Origin of the sequence: Streptomyces griseus subsp. griseus, from assembly GCF_003610995.1 — a bacterium.
Classification (GTDB): Bacteria; Actinomycetota; Actinomycetes; order Streptomycetales; family Streptomycetaceae; genus Streptomyces.
This window is the reverse complement of record NZ_CP032543.1, coordinates 3,326,072-3,349,920: the sequence shown is the minus strand read 5'-3', so window position 1 is coordinate 3,349,920 and position 23,849 is coordinate 3,326,072. Positions and strand designations below refer to the sequence as shown.

The following is a 23,849-nucleotide window of genomic DNA, read 5'->3' as shown; positions in this document are numbered from 1 at the left end:
CGCCCCGGCCGCCGCCCGGCGGCGCGGCACCGTCGTCGTCACCTCCATGGCCTCCGACTCGCACACCTGGAACCTGGTCTACCTCCAGCTGCTGATCGAGGAGCTCGGCTACGAGGTCGTCAACCTGGGCCCCTGCGTCCCCGACGACCTGCTCGTCACCTCCTGCCGCGACCTGGCCCCCGAGCTGGTCGTGATCAGCAGCGTCAACGGCCACGGACACCAGGACGGACTGCGGGTCATCGCCGCGCTGCGCGCCGCCGGCGAGCTGTCCGCGACCCCCGTGGTGATCGGCGGGAAGCTCGGCGTCACCGGCCGGCAGAGCCCCGAGGAGCTGGCCGCGCTGACGGCCGCCGGATTCGATGCGGTCTTCGACGACGCCTCCACCGGCATCGCCGACTTCAGCCGGTTCGTGAGCTCGGTCGAGTCGGCCGCGCTCCGCCCGGCCGAACGGGCCGGAGTACCGGCGTGAGCCACGGGGCGGTGCCCGCGGAGGTCCCCGGTCCTCCGCGGGCGCCCGACGACGCCGGGCACCCCGCGCGGCGCCCGGACCCCGTGGACTTCGGTACGTTCGTCCGCGCCCACGGCGGCCACGGCTCCCTGGTGGTGCAGCCCCGTATGGGCTTCGGCGACCCGCTGCGGATGCGGGAGGGCCTGATCGCCACCAAGGGCGCCGACGCCGTCACCGTCGGCACGATCACCCTCGACAGCTTCACCCGGGTCGGCGAACTGGCCTCCGTCGAGGCCGCGTTGCGCGACGGGTCGGGGCTCAACGGCTACCCCGTCGTCACCTATCCGCCCCGGGTCACCGAACGGGTCCTCGACGGTGTCCGGGCCCCGGACTTCCCCGTCCAGGTCCGCCACGGCTCTGCCGTGCCCGGCGACATCTTCACCGCCCTCAGGTCGGCGTACCTCAACGCGACCGAGGGCGGCCCCGTCTCGTACTGCCTCCCCTACGGGCGCACCCCGCTGCACGATTCCGTACGCAACTGGGAACGCTGCACCCAGGACTTCGCCCGGCTGCGCGACACGGGGGTGGAACCGCACCTGGAGACCTTCGGCGGCTGCATGCTCGGCCAGCTCTGCCCGCCCAGCGAACTCGTCGCGATCAGCCTCGTCGAGGCCCTCTTCTTCTGCCAGCACGGAGTGCGCAGCGTCTCGCTCAGCTACGCCCAGCAGACCCACCCCGGCCAGGACCGCGAGGCGATCGCCGCCCTGCGCCGCCTCTGCCGCGAGCTGCTGCCCACCGACAACTGGCACGTCGTCGTCTACGCCTACATGGGGGTCTACCCGCAGACCGACGCGGGCGCCTACCTGCTCCTGGACGAGGCCGCCGAACTCGCCGTCGACTCCGGCTCCGAGCGCCTCATCGTCAAGACCGTCGCCGAATCGCGCCGCATCCCCACGATCGAGGAGAACGTGGCGGCGCTGGAGTCGGCCGCCAGGAAGGCCCGCCCCGGCCGCGCACCGCTCGCCGCCCCCCGCGCGGCCGCCGCCCCGGATCTCGCGGACTCGCAGACGTACCAGGAGGCGAGAGCGCTGGTCGAGGCCGTACTCGACCTGTCCTCCGACATCGGGACCGCGCTGCGCCTGGCCTTCGCGCGGGGGCTGTTCGACATCCCGTACTGCCTGCACCCCGACAACCACGGGCGCACCCGCTCCTACATCGACGGGGACGGACGGCTGCGCTGGGCGGCCGTGGGCGGGCTCCCGTTCGGCGGGCTGGTCCGCGCCGGACGCACCCGTGACGTCTCCTCCTCGGGGCTGCTGGCCGATCTGTCCTACGTCCGCAGGACGTTCGACGAGCGGGCCGCGGCCGGCGGGGGACGCCTGGAGCGGGCGGGCCCCCGGCGCGACGACAACGACGGGGGGAGCCCGGTCCGGTGGGACCCATGAGGAGTCCCAGGGGTGCCCGCAGGGGCCGTTCCCGCGACTCATAGGGGTGCTCAAGGGGCTGCGTACGCCCACCCCTTCCTCCCTAACGTGGCTGCGGAGCCCGCTTCCCCGGCCCCTTCCCCCGGCCTTCCCTTCGGCCCTTCCCTCTGGCCTTTCCGGCCTCCTTGGTTTTCCTGGTGAGTTCCGTCCCGTTGCGGACGACGATGGTGTGGAGTGCAGATGACTGAGTCGGGAAACTTCGTCTCCGGCCCCGACGGCGCGCCGGCCGGCGGCACCGGCCCGCACGAGGCGCTCGTGCGGGAACTGTCGGCGCTGCCCACCACCGAGCAGACGCATGTGCTGCTCGGCCTGGTGCGGGAGCACACCCTGGAGGTGCTGCGCGCGACCCGCCCCGGGACCACCGCCTTGGAGACCGGGCGGCCCTTCCGCGAACTGGGCCTCGACTCGGTGGCCCTGGTGGAACTGCACACCCGGCTCTCCGCCGCGACCGGCCTCTCGCTGCCGCCGACCGTCGCCTTCGACCACCCCTCGCCCGCCGAACTCGCCGCCCACCTGCGCACCGAGGCCCTGGAGCTGCCCGAGCGGGACGGGCCCGCACCGCGCCCCGGCCGCCACTCGGACGACCCGATCGCCGTCGTCGGCATCGGCTGCCGCTACCCCGGCGGGGTCGCCTCGCCGGAGGACCTGTGGCGGCTGGTCGACGACGGCACCCACATCCGTGACACGTTCCCCGACGACCGGGGCTGGGACCTGGACCGGCTCTTCGACGAGGACCCGGCGACCCCCGGTACGACCTATGCGCGGCACGGCGGATTCCTGCCCGACGCCGCCGACTTCGACGCGGACTTCTTCGGCATCAGCCCCCGCGAGGCCCTGGCGATGGACCCGCAGCAGCGGCTGGTCCTGGAGGCCGTGTGGGAGGCGGTGGAGCGGGCGGGCATCGACGCGGCCACCCTGCGCGGCAGCGGTACGGGCGTGTTCGTCGCCGCCGAGCCGCAGGAGTACGCGATGCGGCTGCACGAGGCGCCCGACGGCCTCGACGGCTACCTCCTCAGCGGCAACGCGCCCAGCGTCGTCTCCGGCCGCGTCGCCTACACCCTCGGCCTCGAAGGCCCCGCGCTGACCGTGGACACCGCCTGCTCCGGCTCCCTGGTCGGGCTGCACCTGGCCGTACGGTCCCTGCGCAGCGGTGAGTGCGGCCTCGCCCTGGCCGGGGGCGTCGCCGTCATGGGCAGCCCCGGAACGTTCACCGCGTTCAGCAGGCAGCGCGGTCTGGCCCCCGACGGCACGGTGAAGGCGTTCGCCGCCGCCGCCGACGGCACCGCCTTCGCCGAGGGCGTCGGCGTCTTCGTCCTGGAGCGGCTCTCCGACGCGCAGGCCAACGGCCACCCCGTCCTCGCCGTCCTCCGCGGCACCGCCATCAACCAGGACGGCGCCTCCAACGGACTGACCGCGCCCAGCGGCCGGGCCCAGCGGCAGGTCATCCGCCAGGCCCTCGCCGACGCCGGGCTCGCCGCCACCGACGTGGACGCCGTGGAGGCGCACGGCACCGGCACCACCCTCGGCGACCCGATCGAGGCGCAGGCCCTGCTGGCCACCTACGGGCAGGACCGGCCGGAGGACAGCCCGGTGTGGCTCGGCTCGGTGAAGTCCAACATCGGGCACACCCAGGCCGCGGCGGGCTCCGCCGGACTCATCAAGATGATCATGGCGATGCGCCACGGCAGGCTCCCGGCGACCCTGCACGTCGACGCCGCCACCCCCGCCGTCGACTGGTCGGCGGGCGACGTCCGGCTGCTGACGGGACCCGTCGACTGGACCCCCGGCGACCGGCCGCGGCGTGCCGGTGTCTCCTCCTTCGGGGTCAGCGGCACCAACGCCCACCTCATCGTCGAGGAACCCCCGGCCGCCGGGCAGCCTCCCGCCGGCCACGACCGGGCGCCCGCCGACGCCGGGACCCCCGTACCGCTGACGCTCTCGGCCAGGAACGCCACCGCCCTGCGCGCCCAGGCGCGCCGCCTCCTCGACCGGGTCGAGGGCGACCCCGCACTCCGCCCCGCCGACCTCGGCCACTCGCTGGCCACCACCCGCACCGCACTCGGCCACCGCGCCGTGGTGCTCGCCGATGACCACGGCAGCGTCCTGGCCGGGCTGCGCGCGCTCGCGGAGGGGCAGGACACCCCCGGCGTGCACACGGGTGCCGTCACCGGCGGCAGGCTCGCGTTCCTGTTCTCCGGGCAGGGCAGCCAGCGCCTCGCCATGGGCCGCCGCCTGTACGAGACCCACCCCGTCTTCGCCAAGGCCCTCGACGACGCCATCGGCTACCTCGACCTCCAACTCGACCGGTCGCTGAGGGACGTCCTGTTCGCGGACGAGGGCTCGCCCCTGGCCGCTCTGCTGGACCGCACCGGGTACGCGCAGGCCGCCCTGTTCGCCGTCGAGACCGCGCTGTTCCGGCTGCTGGAGGCGTGGGGCGTACGCCCCGACTACGTGGCGGGCCACTCCATCGGCGAGCTGACCGCCGCACACGTCGCAGGGGTCCTCTCCCTGGACGACGCGGCCACCCTGGTCGCCGCCCGTGGCCGGCTGATGGACGCGCTGCCCGAGGGCGGCGCCATGATCGCCGTCGACGCCTCCGAGGAGACGGTGGCGCCCCTCCTCGCCGACCGCCGCGACCGGGCGGGCATCGCCGCCGTCAACGGCCCCACCTCCCTCGTCCTCTCCGGCGACGAGGAGACGGTCACCGCGATCGCCGCGCTGCTGGCCGACGCCGGACACCGCACGAAGCGGCTGCGGGTCTCGCACGCCTTCCACTCGCCGCTGATGGAGCCGATGCTCGCGGAGTTCCGGCAGGTCGCCGAGATCCTCAGCTACGCACCGCCGACCATCCCCGTGGTCTCCCACCTGACCGGACGGCTCGCCACCACCGACGAACTGTCCTCCCCCGAACACTGGGTGCGCCACGTCCGCGAGGCCGTACGGTTCCGCGACGGGATGGACTGGCTCCTCGCGCAGGGCGTCGACACCTTCCTCGAACTCGGCCCGGACCCCGTCCTCAGCGCCATGGGCCGCGACTGCGCCCCCGACACCGGCACCGCGTTCGTGTCCGCCCTGCGCCGGGGCCACGACGAGCCGCGCCAGCTGCTGTCCGCGCTGGCGGTGGCGTACACACGCGGCACCGCACCCGACTGGCGCGCCTTCTTCGCCGCCTACGACGCCCACCGCGTCGACCTGCCCACCTACGCCTTCCAGCGCGAGCGGTACTGGCTGAGCGCCCCGGGGTCCGCCGCCGACGCCACCGCCTTCGGCCAGGTCGACGCCGCCCACCCGCTGCTCGGCGCGGTCGTCGGCCTCGCCGACTCGGAAGCCGTCGTCCTCACCGGCCGGATCTCCCTGCGCTCCCACCCCTGGCTCGCCGACCACACCATCGCGGGCCATGTGCTGCTCCCGGGCACCGCCTTCGTCGACCTCGCGGCGTACGCCGGGGAGCAGACCGGCTGCGAGCGGATCGACGAACTCCTCATGGAGGCGCCGCTGGTGCTGCCCGCCACCGGGGGCGTCGCCCTCCAGATCGTGGCCGAGGCCCCCGACCAGGCCGGCCACCGGGCCGTCGCCTGCTACGCGCGGGACGAGGACGCCCCCGCCGACGCCCCCTGGACCCGGCACGCCACCGGTCGGCTCGCCCCCCGGACACCGGACGGCGGACCGGCCGCGTTCGCCACCGGTCCCTGGCCGCCGCGCGACGCCGAACCCGTCGACATCTCCGGCCTCTACGAGGACCTGACCGCTCAGGGCTACGCCTACGGCCCCGCCTTCCACGGCCTGCGCGCCGTGTGGCGCACCCCCGACGGCGCCGTCCTCGCCGAGGTCGCGCTGCCCTCCTCCGACGACCGGGGCGTGTCGCCCGCGGGGTTCGGCCTCCACCCGGCGCTGCTGGACGCCGTGCTGCACGCCACCGACTTCGCCACCGAGGGGCCCCGGGACGAGCGGATCCGGCTGCCGTTCGCCTGGAACGGCGTCACCGTGCACGCGACCGGCGCCGACACCCTGCGGGTACGGATCACCGCCACCGGTGCCGAGCGGGTGGCGCTGGAACTGGCCGACCCCACCGGGGCGCCCGTCGCCTCCGTCGACGCGTTCCTGGTCCGCCCGGTCGACGCGGCCCGACTCGGCGCCACCCGCCCCGACGCCCTCTTCCACGTCACCTGGACGCCCCTGCCCGCGCCCGGGGCCACCCCTGCCGAGGGGCCCCGGCCGCCGAACTTCACCGGTGCGCCCGGCCGTCCGGCGACGATGTGCCCGGCGCCGTCCGTGCCGTCCTGTCGGACACCCTCACGGCCGTACGGTCCTGGACCGACGACGAACGCTCCGCGACCGGGCGGCTCGTCGTCCTGACGAGCGGCGCGGTCACCACCGCGCCCGGCGACGCGATCGACCTCGCCCAGGCGCCGGTCTGGGGCCTGGTGCGCTCGGCGCAGGCGGAGAACCCCGGCCGGTTCACCCTCCTCGACACCGACGGCTCGCTCGACCCCGCCGAGGCGCTGAAGATCGCCGCCGCCACCACCGAACCCGAACTCGCCCTGCGTAACGGCCAATTCCTCGTCCCCCGGCTCGCCAGGGCCGAGCAGACCCCGGACCGGGACCGGGCCCCGTGGCGCCCCGACGGCACCGTCCTGATCACCGGTGGCACCGGCGGCGTCGGCGCCGCCCTCGCCCGCCACCTGGTGACCGTGCACGGCGTACGCGGCCTGCTGCTCACGGGCCGCCGGGGTCTGGAGGCCCCCGGAGCCGCCGCGCTGCGCGACGAACTGACCGCCCTGGGCGCCGAGGTGACCGTAGCCGCATGCGACGTCGCCGACCGTACGGCGCTGGCCGCCGCGCTCGCCGCGATCCCCGCCGCGCTGCCGCTGACCGCCGTGGTGCACGCGGCCGGTGTCCTGGACGACGGGCTCGTCGCCTCCCTCGACGACACCCGGCTGGACACCGTCCTGCGGCCCAAGGCGGACGGCGCCTGGCACCTGCACGAGCTGACCCGCGACAGCGACCTGTCGGCGTTCGTCCTCTTCTCCTCGACGGCGACCCTCCTCGACGGCGCGGGCCAGGGCAACTACGCGGCCGCCAACGTCTTCCTCGACGCCCTCGCCGCCCACCGCACCGCCGCCGGACTGCCCGCCACCTCCCTCGCCTGGGGCCTGTGGACCGGCACCGGCGGCATGGGCGGCGGGCTGGACGAGGCGGCGCTGCGCCGCATCGAACGCCTGGGCCTCCAGCCGCTGACCGCCCCGGAGAACCTCGCCCTCCTCGACCGGGTCCTGACCACGCCCGGCACATCGGCGGTCGTCCCCGTACGCTTCGACCTGCGCTCCCTCCAGGCCCGCTCCGGCGGCGGCCTTCCGGCGCTGCTGCGCGGCCTGGTCAGGCCGGCCCGGCGCGCCGTCGGCACCGACGGGGCCGACGGCGTCGAGGTGGCGCACTCCCTCGCCCGCAGGCTCGCGGGGCTGACCCGCGCCGAACGCGGGGAGGCCCTGCTCGACCTGGTACGCGGCCAGGTCGCCGCCGTACTCGGGCACGAGGGTGCCGAACGCATCGCCCCGGCCCGCGCCTTCAACGAGATGGGCTTCGACTCGCTCGCCGCCGTCGAACTGCGCAACCGGCTCAGCGCCGCCACCGGCATCCCGCTGACCGCCACCCTCGTCTTCGACCACCCCACGCCCGGCGCGCTCGCCGACCACCTCGCGGGACGACTCGGCACCACCACCGAGGAGGCCGACCGGACCCGTACCCCGGCCACCACCGTCGTCGCCGACGACGAGCCCATCGCGATCGTCGCCATGGCCTGCCGCTACCCTGGCGGCGTCGCCTCGCCCGAGGACCTGTGGCACCTGGTGGAGGAGGGCCGGGACGCCGTCTCCGGGTTCCCCACCGACCGGGGCTGGGACTCCGACCTCTACGACCCCGAGCCGGGCAAGCCCGGGAAGACCCTCTCCGACCAGGGTGGATTCCTCTACCAGGCGGCCGGTTTCGACGCCGAGTTCTTCGGCATCAGCCCGCGCGAGGCCCAGGCCATGGACCCGCAGCAGCGGCTCCTGCTCGAAGTGTCCTGGGAGACGTTCGAACGCGCCGGTCTCGACCCGCACTCCCTGCGCGGCAGCGACACCGGCGTCTTCGCCGGGGTGATGTACCACGACTGGGGCCTGCGCCTGGGCCCGCTGCCCGAGCACATCGCGGGCTACCACGGCAACGGCAGCCTCGCCAGCGTGGTGTCGGGCCGGGTCGCCTACGCGCTCGGCGTCGAGGGCCCCGCCGTCACCGTCGACACCGCCTGCTCGTCGTCCCTGGTCGCCCTGCACTGGGCGGCCCAGGCGCTGCGCCGGGGCGACTGCACCCTGGCCCTCGCGGGCGGCGTCACCGTCATGTCGACCCCGGACACCTTCGTGGACATGAGCCGGCAGCGCGGCCTCGCGGCCGACGGCCGGTGCAAGTCGTTCGGCGCCGCCGCCGACGGCACCGGCTGGAGCGAGGGCGTCGGCATGCTGCTCCTGGAGCGGCTCTCCGACGCCGAACGCAACGGCCACCGGATCCTCGGCGTCGTACGCGGTTCCGCCGTCAACTCCGACGGTGCGTCGAACGGTCTGACGGCGCCGAACGGTCCTTCGCAGCAGCGGGTGATCCGCCGGGCGCTGGAGAGCGCGGGCCTCGTGCCGGGTGATGTGGACGCGGTGGAGGGGCACGGTACGGGGACCCGTCTCGGCGACCCGATCGAGGCGCAGGCGCTGCTGGCCACGTACGGCCAAGACCGCCCGGCGGACCGGCCGCTGCGGCTGGGCTCCGTCAAGTCCAACATCGGCCACAGCCAGGCTGCCGCCGGAGTCGCCGGTGTCATCAAGATGGTCGAGGCGATACGGCACGGCGTCCTGCCCCGGACGCTGCACGCGGACGAGCCCTCCCCGCAGGTCGACTGGGACTCCGGCGCCGTCGAGTTGCTGACCGAGCCCGCGGAGTGGCCCGCCGCGGACCGGCCCCGCCGCGCCGCGGTGTCGTCGTTCGGCATCAGCGGCACCAACGCCCACGTCATCATCGAGGAGCCGCCCGCCCGCGACCACGCCGCCACCGAGGACGGCGGCCCGCAGGAATCTCCGGCTGCCGCACCGCCGGTGCTGGCCTGGCCGCTCTCCGCCAGGACCCCGCTGGCGCTGCGCGCCCAGGCCGAACGGCTCCGCGCCCACCTGGACACCCTCACCGACGACCGCCTCGCCGCCGCGGGCCACGCCCTGGCAACGGCCCGCGCCGGACTCGACCACCGGGCCGTAGCCCTGGGCGCCGACCGGGACGAACTGGCCGCCGCCTTGGACGCGTTGGCGCTCGGGCGGGGCGCGGTGGTGGACGAGGTCCGGGAGGGCAAGACGGCGTTCCTGTTCACGGGGCAGGGTGCGCAGCGGTTGGGGATGGGCCGTGAGTTGTACGAGGCGTATCCGGTGTTCGCGGAGGCGTTTGACGCCGTGCTCGCTGCGGTGGATGTGCACTTGGGTCGTTCGTTGCGGGAGGTCATCTGGGGTGTGGATGAGGGGGCGTTGAATCGTACGGGGGTGGCGCAGCCGGCGTTGTTCGCGGTGGAGGTGGCGCTGTTCCGGTTGGTGGAGTCGTGGGGTGTGCGGCCGGACTTCTTGGCGGGGCACTCGGTGGGGGAGATCGCCGCTGCTCATGTGGCGGGGGTGCTCTCGCTTGCGGATGCGGCTCGACTGGTGGTGGCGCGTGGTGGGTTGATGGAGGCGTTGCCTGAGGGTGGCGCGATGGTGGCGGTGGAGGCGACGGAGGCGGAGGTCGTACCGCTGTTGTCCGATTTGGTGAGTATCGCTGCGGTGAACGGGCCGCGTTCGGTGGTGGTTTCGGGTGCTGAGGACGCTGTCGTGAAGGTTGCGGACGCGTTTACCGCGCTGGGGCGGAAGTCGTCGCGTCTGAGGGTGTCGCACGCGTTCCATTCGCCGTTGATGGAGCCGATGCTCGCGGAGTTCGAGAAGGTCGTCTCGGGGCTGTCGTTCAGTGCCCCGATGATTCCGTTGGTGTCGGGTGTCATGGGCGAGGTGTCGTCGGACGTGGCGACGGCCGGGTACTGGGTACGGCATGTCCGCGAGGCGGTCCGGTTCGCGGACTGCGTCAGCCATCTCGAAGCACGCGGTGTCCTCTCGTACCTGGAGATCGGTCCGGACGGTGTGCTGAGCGGGATGGGTGCCGAGTCCGTCACCGACTCCTCCGATGCCGCCTTCGTCCCGGCGCTGCGCCGCGAACGCCCAGAGCTCCGCGAGCTGGTGGCGGCGCTCGGCCGGCTCCACACGCGCGGCGTCCCGGTCGACTGGTCCGCCTTCCTCGGGGTCCCCGCACGCTTCACCGAGCTGGGCACCGAACTGCCCACGTACGCCTTCCAGCACCAGCGGTACTGGCTGGACGGGGGCAGCGGTGTCGGCGGTGGTCTCGACTCCGTGGGCCTCGAACCGGTGGGCCACGCGCTGCTGAGCGCGGCCGTCGAAGCCCCCGAGACCGGCGGCGTCGTCCTGACCGGACGGCTCTCCGTGGACACCCAGCCCTGGCTGGCCGACCACGGTGTGCTCGGCGGCGTCCTGCTGCCCGGGACCGGCTTCGTGGAGCTGGCCGTACGCGCCGGTGACCGGGTGGGCTGCGGCCGCGTGGAGGAACTCCTCCTGGAGGCGCCCCTGACCGTGCCCGAGCGGGGCGGGCTCGCCCTGCGGGTCTCCGTCGGCGGCGCCGACGCGTCCGGCGCCCGCTCGGTGAGCATCCACTCGCGCGGCGGCACCGACCCGGACGGGCCCTGGACCCGGCACGCCCACGGCACCCTCACCACGGAACCCGCCGCCCCCGCCTTCGACCTCACCCGGTGGCCGCCGCCCGGTGCGACGCCCCTCGACGTGAGCGGCGCCTACGAGCGGCTGCGCGAGCGGGGGTACGCCTACGGGCCCGCGTTCCAGGGACTGCGGGCGGCCTGGCGGCGCGGCACCGATGTGTACGCGGAGGTGGCGCTCGCCGAACCGGCGCGGACGGAGGCGGCCTCCTTCGGCCTGCACCCCGCGCTGCTGGACGCCGCCATGCACGCCGACCTGCTCACGGACCCCGCGCCCGACGCACCGACCCTGCTGCCGTTCTCCTGGAACGGCGTGACCCTCCATGCGGCCGGTACGGCGACGCTGCGGGTGCACATCCAGCGGGTCAAGGGCGATGAGGTGTCGGCCATCATGGTCGCCGACGACAGCGGCACCCCGGTCGCCACCGTCGAGTCGCTGGTCTCCCGGCCGGTCTCCGCCGAGCAGATCGCCGCCGCTGCCTCCGGGACGTCCGGCACCCTGCACCGCATCGCCTGGCAGCGTGCCGTCCCCGCGCCCGACGCGGCGGACGAGCCCGGCGGCCCCGTGATCCTGCACTGCCCGGCCGCGCCCGACGGCACCGACGTGCCCGACGCGGTGCGCGCCGTGACCCATCACGTGCTCGGCGAGGTCCAGGCGTTCCTCGCCGACCCCGCCTCGGACGGGCGGAGGCTGGCCGTGGTGACCCGGCGGGCCGTGTCCGTGCTGCCCGGCGAGGTCATCGACCTGGCCCAGGCGCCCGTGTGGGGCCTGGTGCGGGCGGCGCAGGCCGAGCACCCCGGCCGGTTCGTCTTGGTCGACCTCGCCACGGACAGCCCCGCCCCTGCCCCCGGTGACGCCGACGTCCTGGCCGCGCTCACCTCCGGGGAGCCCGAGGCCGCCGTGCGCGCCGGGGAGGTGTGGATACCCCGGCTGGCGCCTGCGGTCCAACCGGCCGAGCCGCTCCCCGCCCCGTGGGACACCACCGGCACCGTCCTGATCACCGGCGGCACCAGCGGCCTCGGCGCCCTCGTCGCCCGCCGCCTCGTCACCGGGCACGGCGTGCGCCACCTGCTGCTGCTCGGCCGGCGCGGCGCCGCGACCCCGGGCGCCGACGCGCTCGTCGAGGAGCTGACCGCGCTGGGCGCCCGGGTCGAGGTCGCCGCGTGCGACATCGCCGACCGGGACCGGCTCGCCGCCGTCCTCGCCGCCATCGATCCCGGCCGTCCGCTGCGCGGTGTCGTGCACGCCGCCGCCACCGCCGACGGCGGCCTGATCGAGAGCCTGGCGCCCGAGCGGTTCGACGCCGTCCTGCGCCCCAAGGTGGACGGCGCCTGGCTGCTCCACGACCTCACCCGGGACCATGACCTCACCGCGTTCGTCCTCTTCTCGTCGGCGGGCGGCCTCGTCCTCGCCGCCGGACAGGCCGACTACGCTGCGGCCAACGTTTTCCTCGACGCGCTCGCCGTCCACCGGGCCGCTGCGGGACTGCCCGCCACCTCGCTGGCGTACGGCATGTGGGAGGTCAGCACCGGACTCGGCGGTGACCTGACCGGGGCCGACCTGGACCGGATGCGGCGCCTCGGCCTGCCCGCGCTGCCCGCCGACCGGGCGCTGGCCCTCTTCGACGCGGCGCTCGGCACCGGAGGTCCGCTGGTCGTCCCGCTCGCCGTGGACGCCGCCGCCCTCGCCGCCCGCGACCGCGCCCACGACGAACTGCCCGCCCTGCTGCGCGGCCGCACCCGAGGCCCGGCCCGCCGTACCGTACGGGAGCGGACCGGCGACCCCGACCTGCGGCAGCGCCTCGCGGGCGCCACCGCCGACGAGCGGGCCCGCGTCCTGCTCGGCCTGGTCAGGGCGCAGGTCGCGAGCGTCCTCGGCCACACCTCGCAGGACGCGGTCGGCCCCGACACCGCCTTCCGCGACCAGGGCTTCGACTCCCTCGCCGCCGTCGAACTGCGCAACCTGCTCATGGGCGCCACCGGGCTGCGGCTGCCGGCCACCCTCGTCTTCGACTACCCCAACGCCAGCGCGGTGACGGGCTACTTGGACACCGCGCTGACCGGCCACCTGGACACCGCGCTCGTCGGAACGACGACGGCGGCGCCCGCTGTCGCCCCCGCCGCCCGCATGGCCACCGACGACGACCCCATCGCGATCGTCGCGATCAGCTGTCGCTTCCCCGGCGGGGTCCGCTCCGCCGAGGAGCTGTGGGACCTGGTCGCCGACGGCCGGGACGCCATCGCCGGATTCCCCACCGACCGGGGCTGGGACGGCGACGCCCTCTTCCACCCGGAGCCGGGACTGCCGGGCAGGACGTATGTCCGCGAGGGCGGATTCCTCTACGACGCCGCCGAGTTCGACCCCGAGTTCTTCGGCATCATGCCGCGCGAGGCCCTCGCCATGGACCCGCAGCAGCGACTTCTGCTCCAGTCCGCGTGGGAGGCGTTCGAGCGCGCGGGCATCGACCCGGCGACGCTGCGCGGCAGCCAGACCGGCGTCTACGCGGGCGTGATGTACCACGAGTACGGCAGCCGGGTCACCGACGTCCCGGACGACCTCGCCGGCTACCTGGGCAACGGCAGCGCGGGCAGCATCGCCTCCGGCCGCGTCGCCTACGCCCTGGGCCTCGAAGGTCCCGCCGTCACCGTCGACACAGCCTGCTCGTCCTCCCTGGTCAGCCTGCACATGGCCTGCCAGGCGCTGCGCGCGGGCGAGATCGACCTCGCCCTCGCCGGTGGTGTGACGGTCATGCCGACCCCCGAGATCTTCGTCGACTTCAGCAGGCAGCGCGGCCTCGCCGCCGACGGCCGCTCCAAGGCGTTCGCCGGCGCGGCCGACGGCACCAGCTGGGCCGAGGGCGTGGGCCTGCTGCTGGTGGAGCGCCTCTCGGACGCCGAGCGCCAGGGCCACCCCGTGCTCGCGGTGGTCAAGGGCAGCGCGATCAACCAGGACGGTGCGTCGAACGGTCTGACGGCGCCGAACGGTCCTTCGCAGCAGCGGGTGATCCGCCGGGCGCTGGAGAGCGCGGGGCTGGTACCGGGTGATGTGGACGCGGTGGAGGGGCACGGTACGGGGACCCGTCTCGGCGACCCGATCGAGGCCCAGGCGCTGCTGGCCACGTACGGCCAGGACCGCCCGGCGGACCGGCCGCTGTACCTCGGTTCCATCAAGTCCAACATCGGGCACGCGCAGGCGGCGGCCGGGGTCAGCGGCGTCATCAAGATGGTCATGGCCCTGCGCAACGGCGTCCTGCCCCGGACGCTGCACGTGGACGAGCCGTCACCGCAGGTGGACTGGGACTCCGGTGACGTACGGCTGCTGACCGAGCCCGTCCCCTGGAATCCGGGGGAGCGCCCGCGCCGGGCCGGTGTCTCGTCGTTCGGGCTCAGCGGCACCAACGCGCACGTCATCATCGAGGAGGCGCCGGGCGGTGCCCTCGCTGAGCCCGCCCCCGCTGAGCCTGCCGCCCCCGAGGCCGCGCCGCTCCCTCTCGTACCGCTGGTGCTGTCCGCGCGGAGCGCCCAGACGCTGCCCGCGCAGGCGGACCGGCTGCGCGCCCACCTCGTGGCGCACCCCGAGCACTCCCTGACGGACACCGGCTTCTCGCTGGCCACCACGCGTGCCGTCCTCGACCACCGTGCCGTCGTCCTCGCCGAGGACCGCGAAGACGCCCTGGCCGCCCTGGCGGGACTCGCCGCAGGCCGCCCGACCGCGCACACCGTCACCGGCTCCGCCGAGGAGCCGCCCGGTGCGACGGCGTTCCTGTTCTCGGGTCAGGGTGCGCAGCGGTTGGGGATGGGTCGTGAGTTGTATGCCGCGTTCCCGGTGTTTGCGGAGGCGTTTGACGCTGTGCTCGCCGAGCTGGACGTGTACTTGGGTCGTTCGTTGCGGGAGGTCATCTGGGGTGTGGATGAGGGGGCGTTGAATCGTACGGGGGTGGCGCAGCCGGCGTTGTTCGCGGTGGAGGTGGCGCTGTTCCGGTTGGTGGAGTCGTGGGGTGTGCGGCCGGACTTTCTGGCGGGGCATTCGGTGGGGGAGATCGCTGCGGCGTATGTGGCGGGGGTGTTCTCGCTTGCGGATGCGGCTCGACTGGTGGTGGCGCGTGGTGGGTTGATGGAGGCGTTGCCTGAGGGTGGGGTGATGGTGGCGGTGCAGGCCTCGGAGGAGGAGGTCGTGCCGTGGTTGGTGCCGGGTGTGTCGGTCGCGGCGGTGAACGGTCCTTCGGCGGTGGTGGTCTCGGGTGCCGGGGACGCGGTGGATGGGGTGGTGCATCGCTTCAGGGAGCTGGGGCGCAAGACGAGCGCGCTGCGGGTCTCCCACGCCTTCCACTCACCCCTCATGGACCCCATGCTGGAGGAGTTCCGGCAGGTCGCCCAGGGCCTCACCTACCGCGCCCCGTCCCTGCGGGTCGTGTCCAACGTGACCGGCGACATCGCCGGAGAAGGTCTCCTCACCTCGCCGGACTACTGGGTCCAGCACGTGCGGGACGCCGTCCGCTTCGCCGACGGTGTCGGCCGGCTCCGGACGGACGGGGTCACCCGCTTCGTCGAACTGGGCCCGGACGCCGTCCTGACCGCGCTCACCGAGACCTGCCTCGACGAGCCCGACGCCCTGGTCGTACCGGCCCTCCGCAAGGGCCGCCCCGAGGTCCGCACCCTGCTCACCGCGCTCGCCCGGCTGCACACCGCCGGGGCCCGGCCGAGCTGGGCCGCGGTCCTGGAGGGCCGCGGCGGACACCGCGTCGACCTGCCCACGTACGCCTTCGCCCGTGACACGTACTGGCTCGACGCCCCCGCCGCCGCCCCCGACGGCGATGTGACCAGCCTCGGCCAGACCGCGGCGGGACACCCGCTGCTCAGCGCCGTCGTCGTGTCGCCGGAGGCCGGTGGGGTCGTGCTGACCGGGCGGCTGTCCGTGCGCACCCACCCCTGGCTCGCCGACCACGACGTGCTCGGCACGGTGCTGCTGCCCGGCACCGGATACATCGAACTCGCCATCCGCGCCGGTGAGGAGGTCGGCTGCGATGTCGTCGAGGAGCTGACCATCGAGGTCCTGATGCCGCTGCCGCCCCACGGCGGCCTGGCACTCCAGGTCGTCGTCGACCCCGAGGACAGCACGGGGCGGCGCTCGCTCGCCGTGTACTCCCGCGCCGACGACGCGCCCTCGGACACCCCCTGGACCCGGCACGCCAGCGGGGTGCTCGCCATCGGCGGGCAGACAGCCCCGGCGCCGGAGACCTTCGGCGTCGGCACCGGCGTCTGGCCCCCGGAGGGCGCGCGGGTCGTGGAGACCGATGGCGTCTACGACTACCTCACCAGCCAGGGATACGGTTACGGGCCGATGTTCCGAGGCCTGCGCGGCGTCTGGTCGCGCGGCAAGGAGACCTTCGCCGAGGTGTCGCTCCCCGAGGACTCCCTCGACGTGGGCGCCGACTTCCGGCTGCACCCCTCCATCCTCGACGCGGCGCTCAGCGCCACCGACTTCATGGACGGGCGCAAGCCCCAGGACGTCGGCGGCACCCAGCTCCCCTTCGCCTGGTCCGGCGTCACCCTGCACGCCGCCGGGTCCTCACGGCTGCGGGTGCGCATCACCCCCGTCGAGTCCCACCGTTCGGAGGGCTCGGACGCCGTACGGCTGGAGCTGTCCGACCCGTCCGGCACGCCCGTCGCCACCATCGAGTCCCTGGTGGTGCGGCCCGTCACGGCGGCGCGCGTCAACGCCGCGGCAGCCGCGGGCGACGGTGAGCGGGAGGCGATGTTCCGCCTGGTGTGGAACCAGCTGCCGCTGGGTGGAGCCGTCGCCGCCGTCGCGGACGACTGGGCCGTCATCGGGCCGGAGCCGGCCGCCGGCCCCGTCCACCCGGACGGCGTGGGGCGCCACTACCCGGACCTGGCCGCACTCGGCGGAGCCGTCACCGGCGGGGCGCCCGTCCCCGCCGTCGTGGTGCTGCCCGTCCCTGCCGCGGACCACACCGACGACGTCCCCGGCGCGGTCCGCTCGGTCACCTGGCAGGTCCTGGACGCCGTCCAGGGCTGGCTGGACGACACCCGGTACGCGGACTCCCGCCTGATGGCGGTGACCCGTAACGCCGTCACCGTCACCGGGGACGAGACCGTCGACCTCGCCCAGGCACCCGTGTGGGGCCTGCTGCGGTCCGCGCAGGAGGAGAACCCGGGGCGGTTCGTCCTCGTGGACTCCGACGGTTCCGGTCCGGCACGCGACGCGCTGCCCGCCGTCGTCACCTCCGGGGAGCCCGAGGTGGCCCTCCGGGGCGCCGAGGTCCGGGTCCCCCGGCTGGCCCGGGTCGGCGCGGGCACGGTCACCACCCCCGTGGCCTGGGACCCCGAAGGCACCGTCCTCATCACCGGCGGCACCAGCGGCCTCGGCGCCGTCGTCGCCCGCCACCTCGTGACGGAACACGGCGTCCGGCACCTCCTGCTCACCAGCCGGCGCGGCGCCGGCACCCCCGGCGCCACCGGCCTGCGCGACGAACTCGCCACGCTCGGAGCCGTGGTCACCCTGGCCGCCTGCGACGTGGCCGACCGCGCCGCCCTCGACGGCCTGCTCGCCTCGCTGCCCGCCGACCGCCCCCTGACCGCCGTGGTGCACGCCGCGGGCGTCATGGACAACGCGATGGTGGGCGCCCTGACCCGGGAACAGTTCGACACCGTGCTGCGGCCCAAGGTCGACGCCGCATGGCACCTGCACGACGCCACCCGCGAGCTGGACCTCGCGGCGTTCGTCCTCTTCTCCTCCTGCGCCGGGCTCGTCGTCGGGGCGGGACAGGGCAACTACGCGGCTTCCAACCGCTTCCTCGACGCGCTCTCCGCCCACCGGCGCGCCCTCGGCCTGCGGTCCGTGTCCCTGGCGTTCGGGCTGTGGGAGACGAAGACCGGCCTGGGTGGCGGCGTCACCGACGCCGACCTGCGCCGGATGCGGGCCCTCGGCATCCCGGCTCTGCCGACCGCCGAAGGCCTGGAACTCCTGGACGAGGCGCTCACCCTCGACGAGGCGTTCCTCGCCCCGATCCGGGTGGAGGCTCCGGGAGACCCCGCGACCGAACCCCCTGTCCTGCTGCGGGAGGTGATGCGCGCAGCGGCTGCCGCGCCCCAGCGCCGTGAGGTCAGGGCGCCTGCGGTCACCGCCGCCACCGCCGCGGCCCCGGCCGCCGAGGAACTGCCGCTGGCGCGCCGCCTGTCCGGCCTGACGGCGGTCGCGAGGGAGCAGGCCGTACTCGATGTCATCAAGGCCCAGGTCGCCGCCGTCACGCACGGCGACCCGGACACCGTCGACGTCACCAAGGGCTTCACGGCGCAGGGACTCGACTCCCTCGCGGCGATCGACCTGCGCAACCGGCTCCAGAAGGCGGTCGGGACCCGGCTGCCGGCGACCCTGATGTTCGACTACCCGAGCCCGGTGGTCCTCGCCGAGTTCCTGCTGGAGGAGCTGGCTCCGGACATCGACGACAGTTCCCCCGACGCGCCGCGGGAGACGGCCGCCCAGGACGAGGCGTCGATCCGCCAGGCCCTGGCATCCGTGCCCCTGGACGCGCTGCGCGGCGCGGGACTCCTGGACGCACTGCTGGCACTCGCCGGCCCCGCCGCGTCCACCCCTCCCACCACGTCTCCCGCCACCCCTCCCGGCGCCGCGCCCCAACCGGCCGCGTCCGAGGAGGCGATCAGAACCATGGACATCGACGACCTGGTGCGCGCGGCCCTCGCGTCCGCCGACCCGAACCCGAGCGAGGGCTGAGGACATCGTGGAAGCATCTGTCGAGCAACTCGTCGCCGCCCTCCGCGCGGCCATGTCGGAGAACGAGCGCCTCCGCAGCCGCAACGACCAGCTGACCGAGGACGCCGGGGAGCCGTTGGCGATCGTGGGGATGGCGTGTCGTTATCCGGGTGGGGTGCGGTCGGCTGAGGGTTTGTGGGAGTTGGTTGCTGGGGGTCGGGATGGTGTGTCGGGGTTTCCGGTGGATCGTGGGTGGGATGTCGAGGGGTTGTATGACCCGGTGGGTGGGCGTCCTGATCGTTCGGTGACGCGTGAGGGTGGGTTTCTGTACGACGCGGGTGATTTTGATGCTGAGGTGTTCGGTATCTCGCCGCGTGAGGCGTTGGGGATGGATCCTCAGCAGCGGTTGTTTCTTGAGGTGTCGTGGGAGGCGGTGGAGCGGGCGGGTATCGACCCGTTGTCGTTGCGTGGCAGCCGTACGGGCGTCTTCGGCGGCCTGATGTACCACGACTACGGCCCCGGATCGAGTGACGGCAGCCTCGTCACCGGCCGCGTCGCCTTCACCCTCGGCCTCGAAGGCCCCGCCGTCACCGTGGACACGGCGTGCTCGTCATCGCTGGTCGCCCTGCACTGGGCGGGACAGTCCCTGCGCCGGGGCGACTGCTCGCTGGCGCTGGTGGGCGGTGTGACGGTGATGACGGAGCCGGACATGTTCCTCTACTTCAGTCATCAGCGGGGGATGGCGGCGGACGGCCGGTGCAAGTCCTTCGCGGCGGAGGCGGACGGTACGGGCTGCTCGGAGGGGGTCGGTGTCCTGCTGGTGGAGCGTCTGTCGGACGCCCGGCGGAACGGTCACCCGGTCCTCGCGGTGGTCCGGGGCAGCGCGGTCAACCAGGACGGCGCCTCCAGCGGCATGACCACCCCCAACGGCCCCTCGCAGCAACGCGTCATCCGCGCGGCACTGGCCGACGCGGGCCTCACCACCGCCGATGTCGACATGGTGGAGGCGCACGGTACGGGGACGCGTCTGGGTGATCCGATCGAGGCGCAGGCGGTGTTGGCGACGTATGGGCAGGGGCGTCCGGAGGGTGATCCGGTGTGGTTGGGGTCGCTGAAGTCGAATCTGGCGCATACGCAGGCTGCCGCGGGTGTGGGCGGTGTGATCAAGGCGGTGGAGGCGATCCGGCACGGTGTGATGCCGAAGACGCTGCACGCGGGGACGCGTTCACCTCACGTCGACTGGGAAGCGGGTGCGGTTGAGCTGCTGACGGAGGCGCGTGCGTGGCCTGAGCGTGGGCGTCCGCGTCGGGTGGGTGTGTCGTCGTTCGGGCTGAGTGGGACGAACGCGCACGTGATTGTGGAGCAGGCCCCGGAGGTTGATGTGCCGGTGGGGGCCGCGGTGCCTCCGGTGGTGGTGCCGGTGGTGTTGTCGGCGCGGGGTGAGGCGGCTCTGTCGGCGCAGGCGGAGCGGTTGTTGGCGTTGGTGGAGGAGGGTGACGCGGACGTCTCGTTGTTGGATGTGGGGTTCTCGTCGGTGGTGTCGCGTGCGGTGCTGGAGCACCGTGCGGTGGTGACGGCGGGGGACCGTACGGAGCTGGTGGCGGGCCTGCGGGCGCTGGTGGAGGGCGGGGTGTCGGCGAGCGCGGTGCGGGGTGTGGCGCGCTCGGGGCGGACAGCCTTCTTGTTCACGGGTCAGGGTGCGCAGCGGTTGGGGATGGGCCGTGAGCTGTACGAGGCGTATCCGGTGTTCGCGGAGGCGTTTGACGCTGTACTCGCCGAGGTGGACGTGTACTTGGGTCGTTCGTTGCGGGAGGTCATCTGGGGTGCGGACGAGGATGCGTTGAATCGTACGGGGGTGGCGCAGCCGGCGTTGTTCGCGGTGGAGGTGGCGCTGTTCCGGTTGGTGGAGTCGTGGGGTGTGCGGCCGGACTTCTTGGCGGGTCACTCGGTGGGGGAGATCGCTGCGGCGTATGTGGCGGGGGTGTTCTCGCTTGCGGATGCGGCTCGACTGGTGGTGGCGCGTGGTGGGTTGATGGAGGCGTTGCCTGGGGGTGGCGCGATGGTGGCGGTGGAGGCGACGGAGGCCGAGGTCATGCCGCTGCTGTCGGATTCGGTGAGTATCGCTGCGGTGAACGGGCCGCGCTCCGTGGTGGTTTCGGGCGTGGAGGACGCTGTCGTGAAGGTTGCGGACGCGTTTACGGCGCTGGGGCGGAAGTCGTCGCGTCTGAGGGTGTCGCACGCGTTCCATTCGCCGTTGATGGAGCCGATGCTCGCGGAGTTCGAGAAGGTCGTCTCGGGGCTGTCGTTCAGTGCCCCGATGATTCCGTTGGTGTCGGGTGTCATGGGCGAGGTGTCATCGGAGGTCGCGACGGCCGGGTACTGGGTGCGGCATGTGCGTGAGGCGGTGCGGTTCGCGGACTGCGTCAGCCACCTTGAAGCGCGCGGCGTCCTCTCGTATGTGGAGGTCGGCCCGGATGGTGTGTTGAGTGGGATGGCGCAGCAGTCGGTGACCTCGGATGCGGCGGTGTTGGTGCCGTTGGTGCGTAAGGGGCGTGCGGAGGTTACGACGGCGGTGTCGGCGCTCGCCCGGCTGCACGTCAGTGGCGTACGGGTCGATTGGGCGGCGTGCTACGCGGGCACGGGGGCTCGGCGGGTTGATCTGCCTACCTATGCGTTTCAGCGGCGGCGGTTCTGGTTGGAGTCGGGTGGTGGTGGCTCTGGTGTGGTGGGTGTGGGGCAGGGGGTGGTGGATCATCCGCTGGTCGGTGCGGTGGTGTCGTTGCCGGATGCGGGTGGGGTGCTGCTGACGGGTCGGTTGTCGGTCGATGGTGTGCCGTGGCTGGCCGATCATGCGGTGCTGGGGAGGGTGTTGCTGCCGGGGACGGCGTTTGTGGAGTTGGCGGTGCGGGCGGGTGATGAGGTCGGCTGTGGTGTGGTGGAGGAGCTGACGTTGCAGGCTCCGTTGGTGTTGCCGGAGCGGGGAGGAGTGGCGCTTCAGGTCGCGGTGGGCACCGCCGACGACACCGGATGCCGCACCCTCCGGGTCCATTCCCGTCCGGAGAACACCCCCGTGGACACTCCGTGGACCCTGCATGCCGAAGGCGTCCTCAGTGCCGACGGACCCGAGCCGGAGCCCACCGGGCTTGATGTGTGGCCCCCCGCCGGGGCGACCGAAGTACGCGTGGACAACGCCTACGACCTGCTCGCCCGGCAGGGGTACGACTACGGCCCCGCCTTCCAGGGGCTGCGGTCCGTCTGGCGGCGCGGCGACGACGTGTTCGCCGAGGTCGCGCTGCCGGAGTCCGCGCATGCGGACGCGGAGCGGTTCGGGCTGCACCCCGCCCTGCTGGACGCCACCATGCACGCCTTGGGCGTCGGCGACCACATCACCGGCGACGAGCCGACCGAACTGCCCTTCTCCTGGTCCGACGTCTCCCTCCACGCCGTCGGCGCTCGCACCCTGAGGGTGCGGCTGTCCCGGCAGGAGGGCAGCAGCCTGTCCCTGACGATCGCGGATGGTGCGGGTGCGCCGGTGGCGTCGGTGGGTGGTCTGACGCTGCGTCCGGTGTCGGTGGAGCAGTTGGGTGCGGGTGTGGGGGAGTCGTTGTGGGAGGTGGTGTGGCGTCCGTTGACGGGGCCGAGCAGTGGTCCGTCTTCGTGGGTGCGTTGGGGGGATGTGCCTGCGGTTGGGGATGTTCCTGGGGTGGTGGTGTTCGAGGTTGCGGATGCCTCGGGTGATGTGCCGGATGCTGTGCGGTCGTGTGCTGGGGCTGTGTTGGACGTCGTGCGTGACTGGCTTGCGGATGAGCGGTGTGCGGGGTCGCGGTTGGTGATCGTGACCCGGGGTGCTGTGGACGCTGGTACCGGTACCGGTTTGGGTGTGGTGCTGGGTCAGGCTCCGGTGTGGGGTGTGGTGCGTGCGGCTCAGGCGGAGCATCCGGGGCGTGTGGTGCTGGTGGACGGGGACCCGGACATGGACCCGGACTCGGATGGTTTGTCCGGGCTGGGGTGGGTGGTGGCGTCGGGTGAGCCGGAGGCGGCGTTGCGTGGCGGCGGGGTGGTGGTGCCTCGGCTGGTGCGGGTGAGCCCTTCCGAAGCATCCGTAAGCGATGTTCGTTCTGATGGCGTGGTGCTGGTGACGGGCGGTACCGGTGGCCTGGGCGCCTTGGTGGCCCGGCATCTGGTCACCGAGCGGGGTGTACGCCGTCTGGTGCTGACCAGCCGCCGTGGCCTGGCAGCCCCGGGAGCGGAAGAGTTGGTGGCCGAGCTGTCCGGGCTGGGCGCCGAGGTCTCCGTAGCGGCCTGCGACATGGCCGACCGCAACGCCGTGGTGGCTCTGGTGGCCGGTTTGGCAGGTCAGTTGGCCGGTGTGGTGCACGCGGCCGGCGTAGGTGACAACGGCCTGATCGCGTCGATGGATGCGGCCCGGCTGGATCGGGTCCTGGGCCCGAAGGCGGACGGAGCCTGGTATCTCCACGAGGCGACACGGGAGCTGGATCTTGGTTTCTTCGTGATGTTCTCGTCGGCGGGCGGGATGGTGCTGGCTGCGGGTCAGGCGAACTACGCGGCGGCGAACGTGTTCCTGGACGCTTTGGCGGTGCATCGCCGGGCGCGGGGGCTGCCCGCCACCTCCCTCGCCTACGGCCTGTGGGACGTGGAGACCGGGTTGACCGGGTCCCTGGACGAGGACAGCCGGCTGATGGCGGCCCGGGGGCTGCCCGCACTCGACTCGAAGGAAGCACTCGCCCTCTTCGACGCCGGGCTCCACTCCGGGCTCCCCGCCCTGGTCCCCCTCGCCGTGGATGTCCCCACCCTGCGGGCCAGGTCCGAGGAACTGCCCGCGTTGCTGCGCGACATGGTGCGTACCGGGGACCGTGCGGCGGGGCGCGCCCGCAGCAACGGGACCGACCCGGCCGCGCTGACCGCCCGGCTCTCCGCGTTCGGCGATGCCGAACGGGACCGGGCTCTGCTGGACCTCGTGCGGACGCACGCGGCGGCCGTCCTCGGCCACGCCGGACCCGAGGCGGTGGACGCCGAACGCGGCTTCCTCGACATCGGCTTCGACTCGCTGACGGCGCTCGAACTGCGCAACCGGCTCACCGCTGTCACCGGCAGCCGGCTGGCCCCGACGCTGATCTTCGACTACCCCTCGGCCACCGATCTCGCCGCGCACCTGAGCCGCGTCCTGTTCGGCGACCGGGTCCCCGACGACGACCTGAGCACGGCGACCGCGGACGAGCTGTTCGATCTTCTCGACGGCGACCTCCTCGGCGGTGACACCGGACTCGACGGCGGCACCGGACTCGACGGTGACCTCGGACCCGACCGTGACACCGGACCCCTGGCATGAGTGGCCATCGAGCGAACGAG

Annotated in this window: 5 protein-coding genes; all 5 read left to right on the top strand. The window is 73.8% G+C overall.

Going from position 1 to position 23,849, the window contains the following annotated elements; translation table 11 throughout:
• The first annotated feature begins 46 nt into the window (after positions 1–46).
• The 5 genes from D6270_RS14870 (at position 47) to D6270_RS14855 (ending at position 23,829) form a co-directional block, all read left to right on the top strand.
• Positions 47–469 carry a cobalamin B12-binding domain-containing protein gene (locus D6270_RS14870; RefSeq protein WP_109167436.1) on the top strand — a complete coding sequence of 141 codons (423 nt, stop codon included), beginning with the start codon at positions 47–49 and terminating at the stop codon, positions 467–469.
• An 83-nt stretch (positions 470–552) separates the two neighbouring features.
• On the top strand, positions 553–1,893 hold the full coding sequence (locus tag D6270_RS14865) for a methylaspartate mutase (RefSeq protein ID WP_225977056.1): 1,341 nt from the start codon (positions 553–555) through the stop codon (positions 1,891–1,893).
• Positions 1,894–2,112: 219 nt separating this feature from the next.
• Positions 2,113–6,288 (top strand): type I polyketide synthase, encoded by a 4,176-nt coding sequence (locus D6270_RS33075; protein WP_225976855.1) that lies wholly within the window; start codon positions 2,113–2,115, stop codon positions 6,286–6,288.
• The gene (locus D6270_RS14860; protein ID WP_225976854.1) at positions 6,189–18,500 is read left to right on the top strand and encodes a type I polyketide synthase; all 12,312 of its coding nucleotides are present in this window, start codon (positions 6,189–6,191) and stop codon (positions 18,498–18,500) included. Before D6270_RS33075 ends, D6270_RS14860 begins: the two co-directional genes overlap by 100 nt.
• Positions 18,501–18,504: 4 nt before the next feature.
• Positions 18,505–23,829 (top strand): type I polyketide synthase, encoded by a 5,325-nt coding sequence (locus D6270_RS14855; RefSeq protein WP_413251964.1) that lies wholly within the window; start codon positions 18,505–18,507, stop codon positions 23,827–23,829.
• Positions 23,830–23,849: the final 20 nt, after the last annotated feature.

Bases quoted from the DNA above. Each gene is read 5' to 3' on its own strand.
- D6270_RS14870 (WP_109167436.1), top strand. From the start codon at position 47: ATGGCCTCCGACTCGCACACCTGGAACCTGGTCTACCTCCAGCTGCTG.
- D6270_RS33075 (WP_225976855.1), top strand. From the start codon at position 2,113: ATGACTGAGTCGGGAAACTTCGTCTCCGGCCCCGACGGCGCGCCGGCC.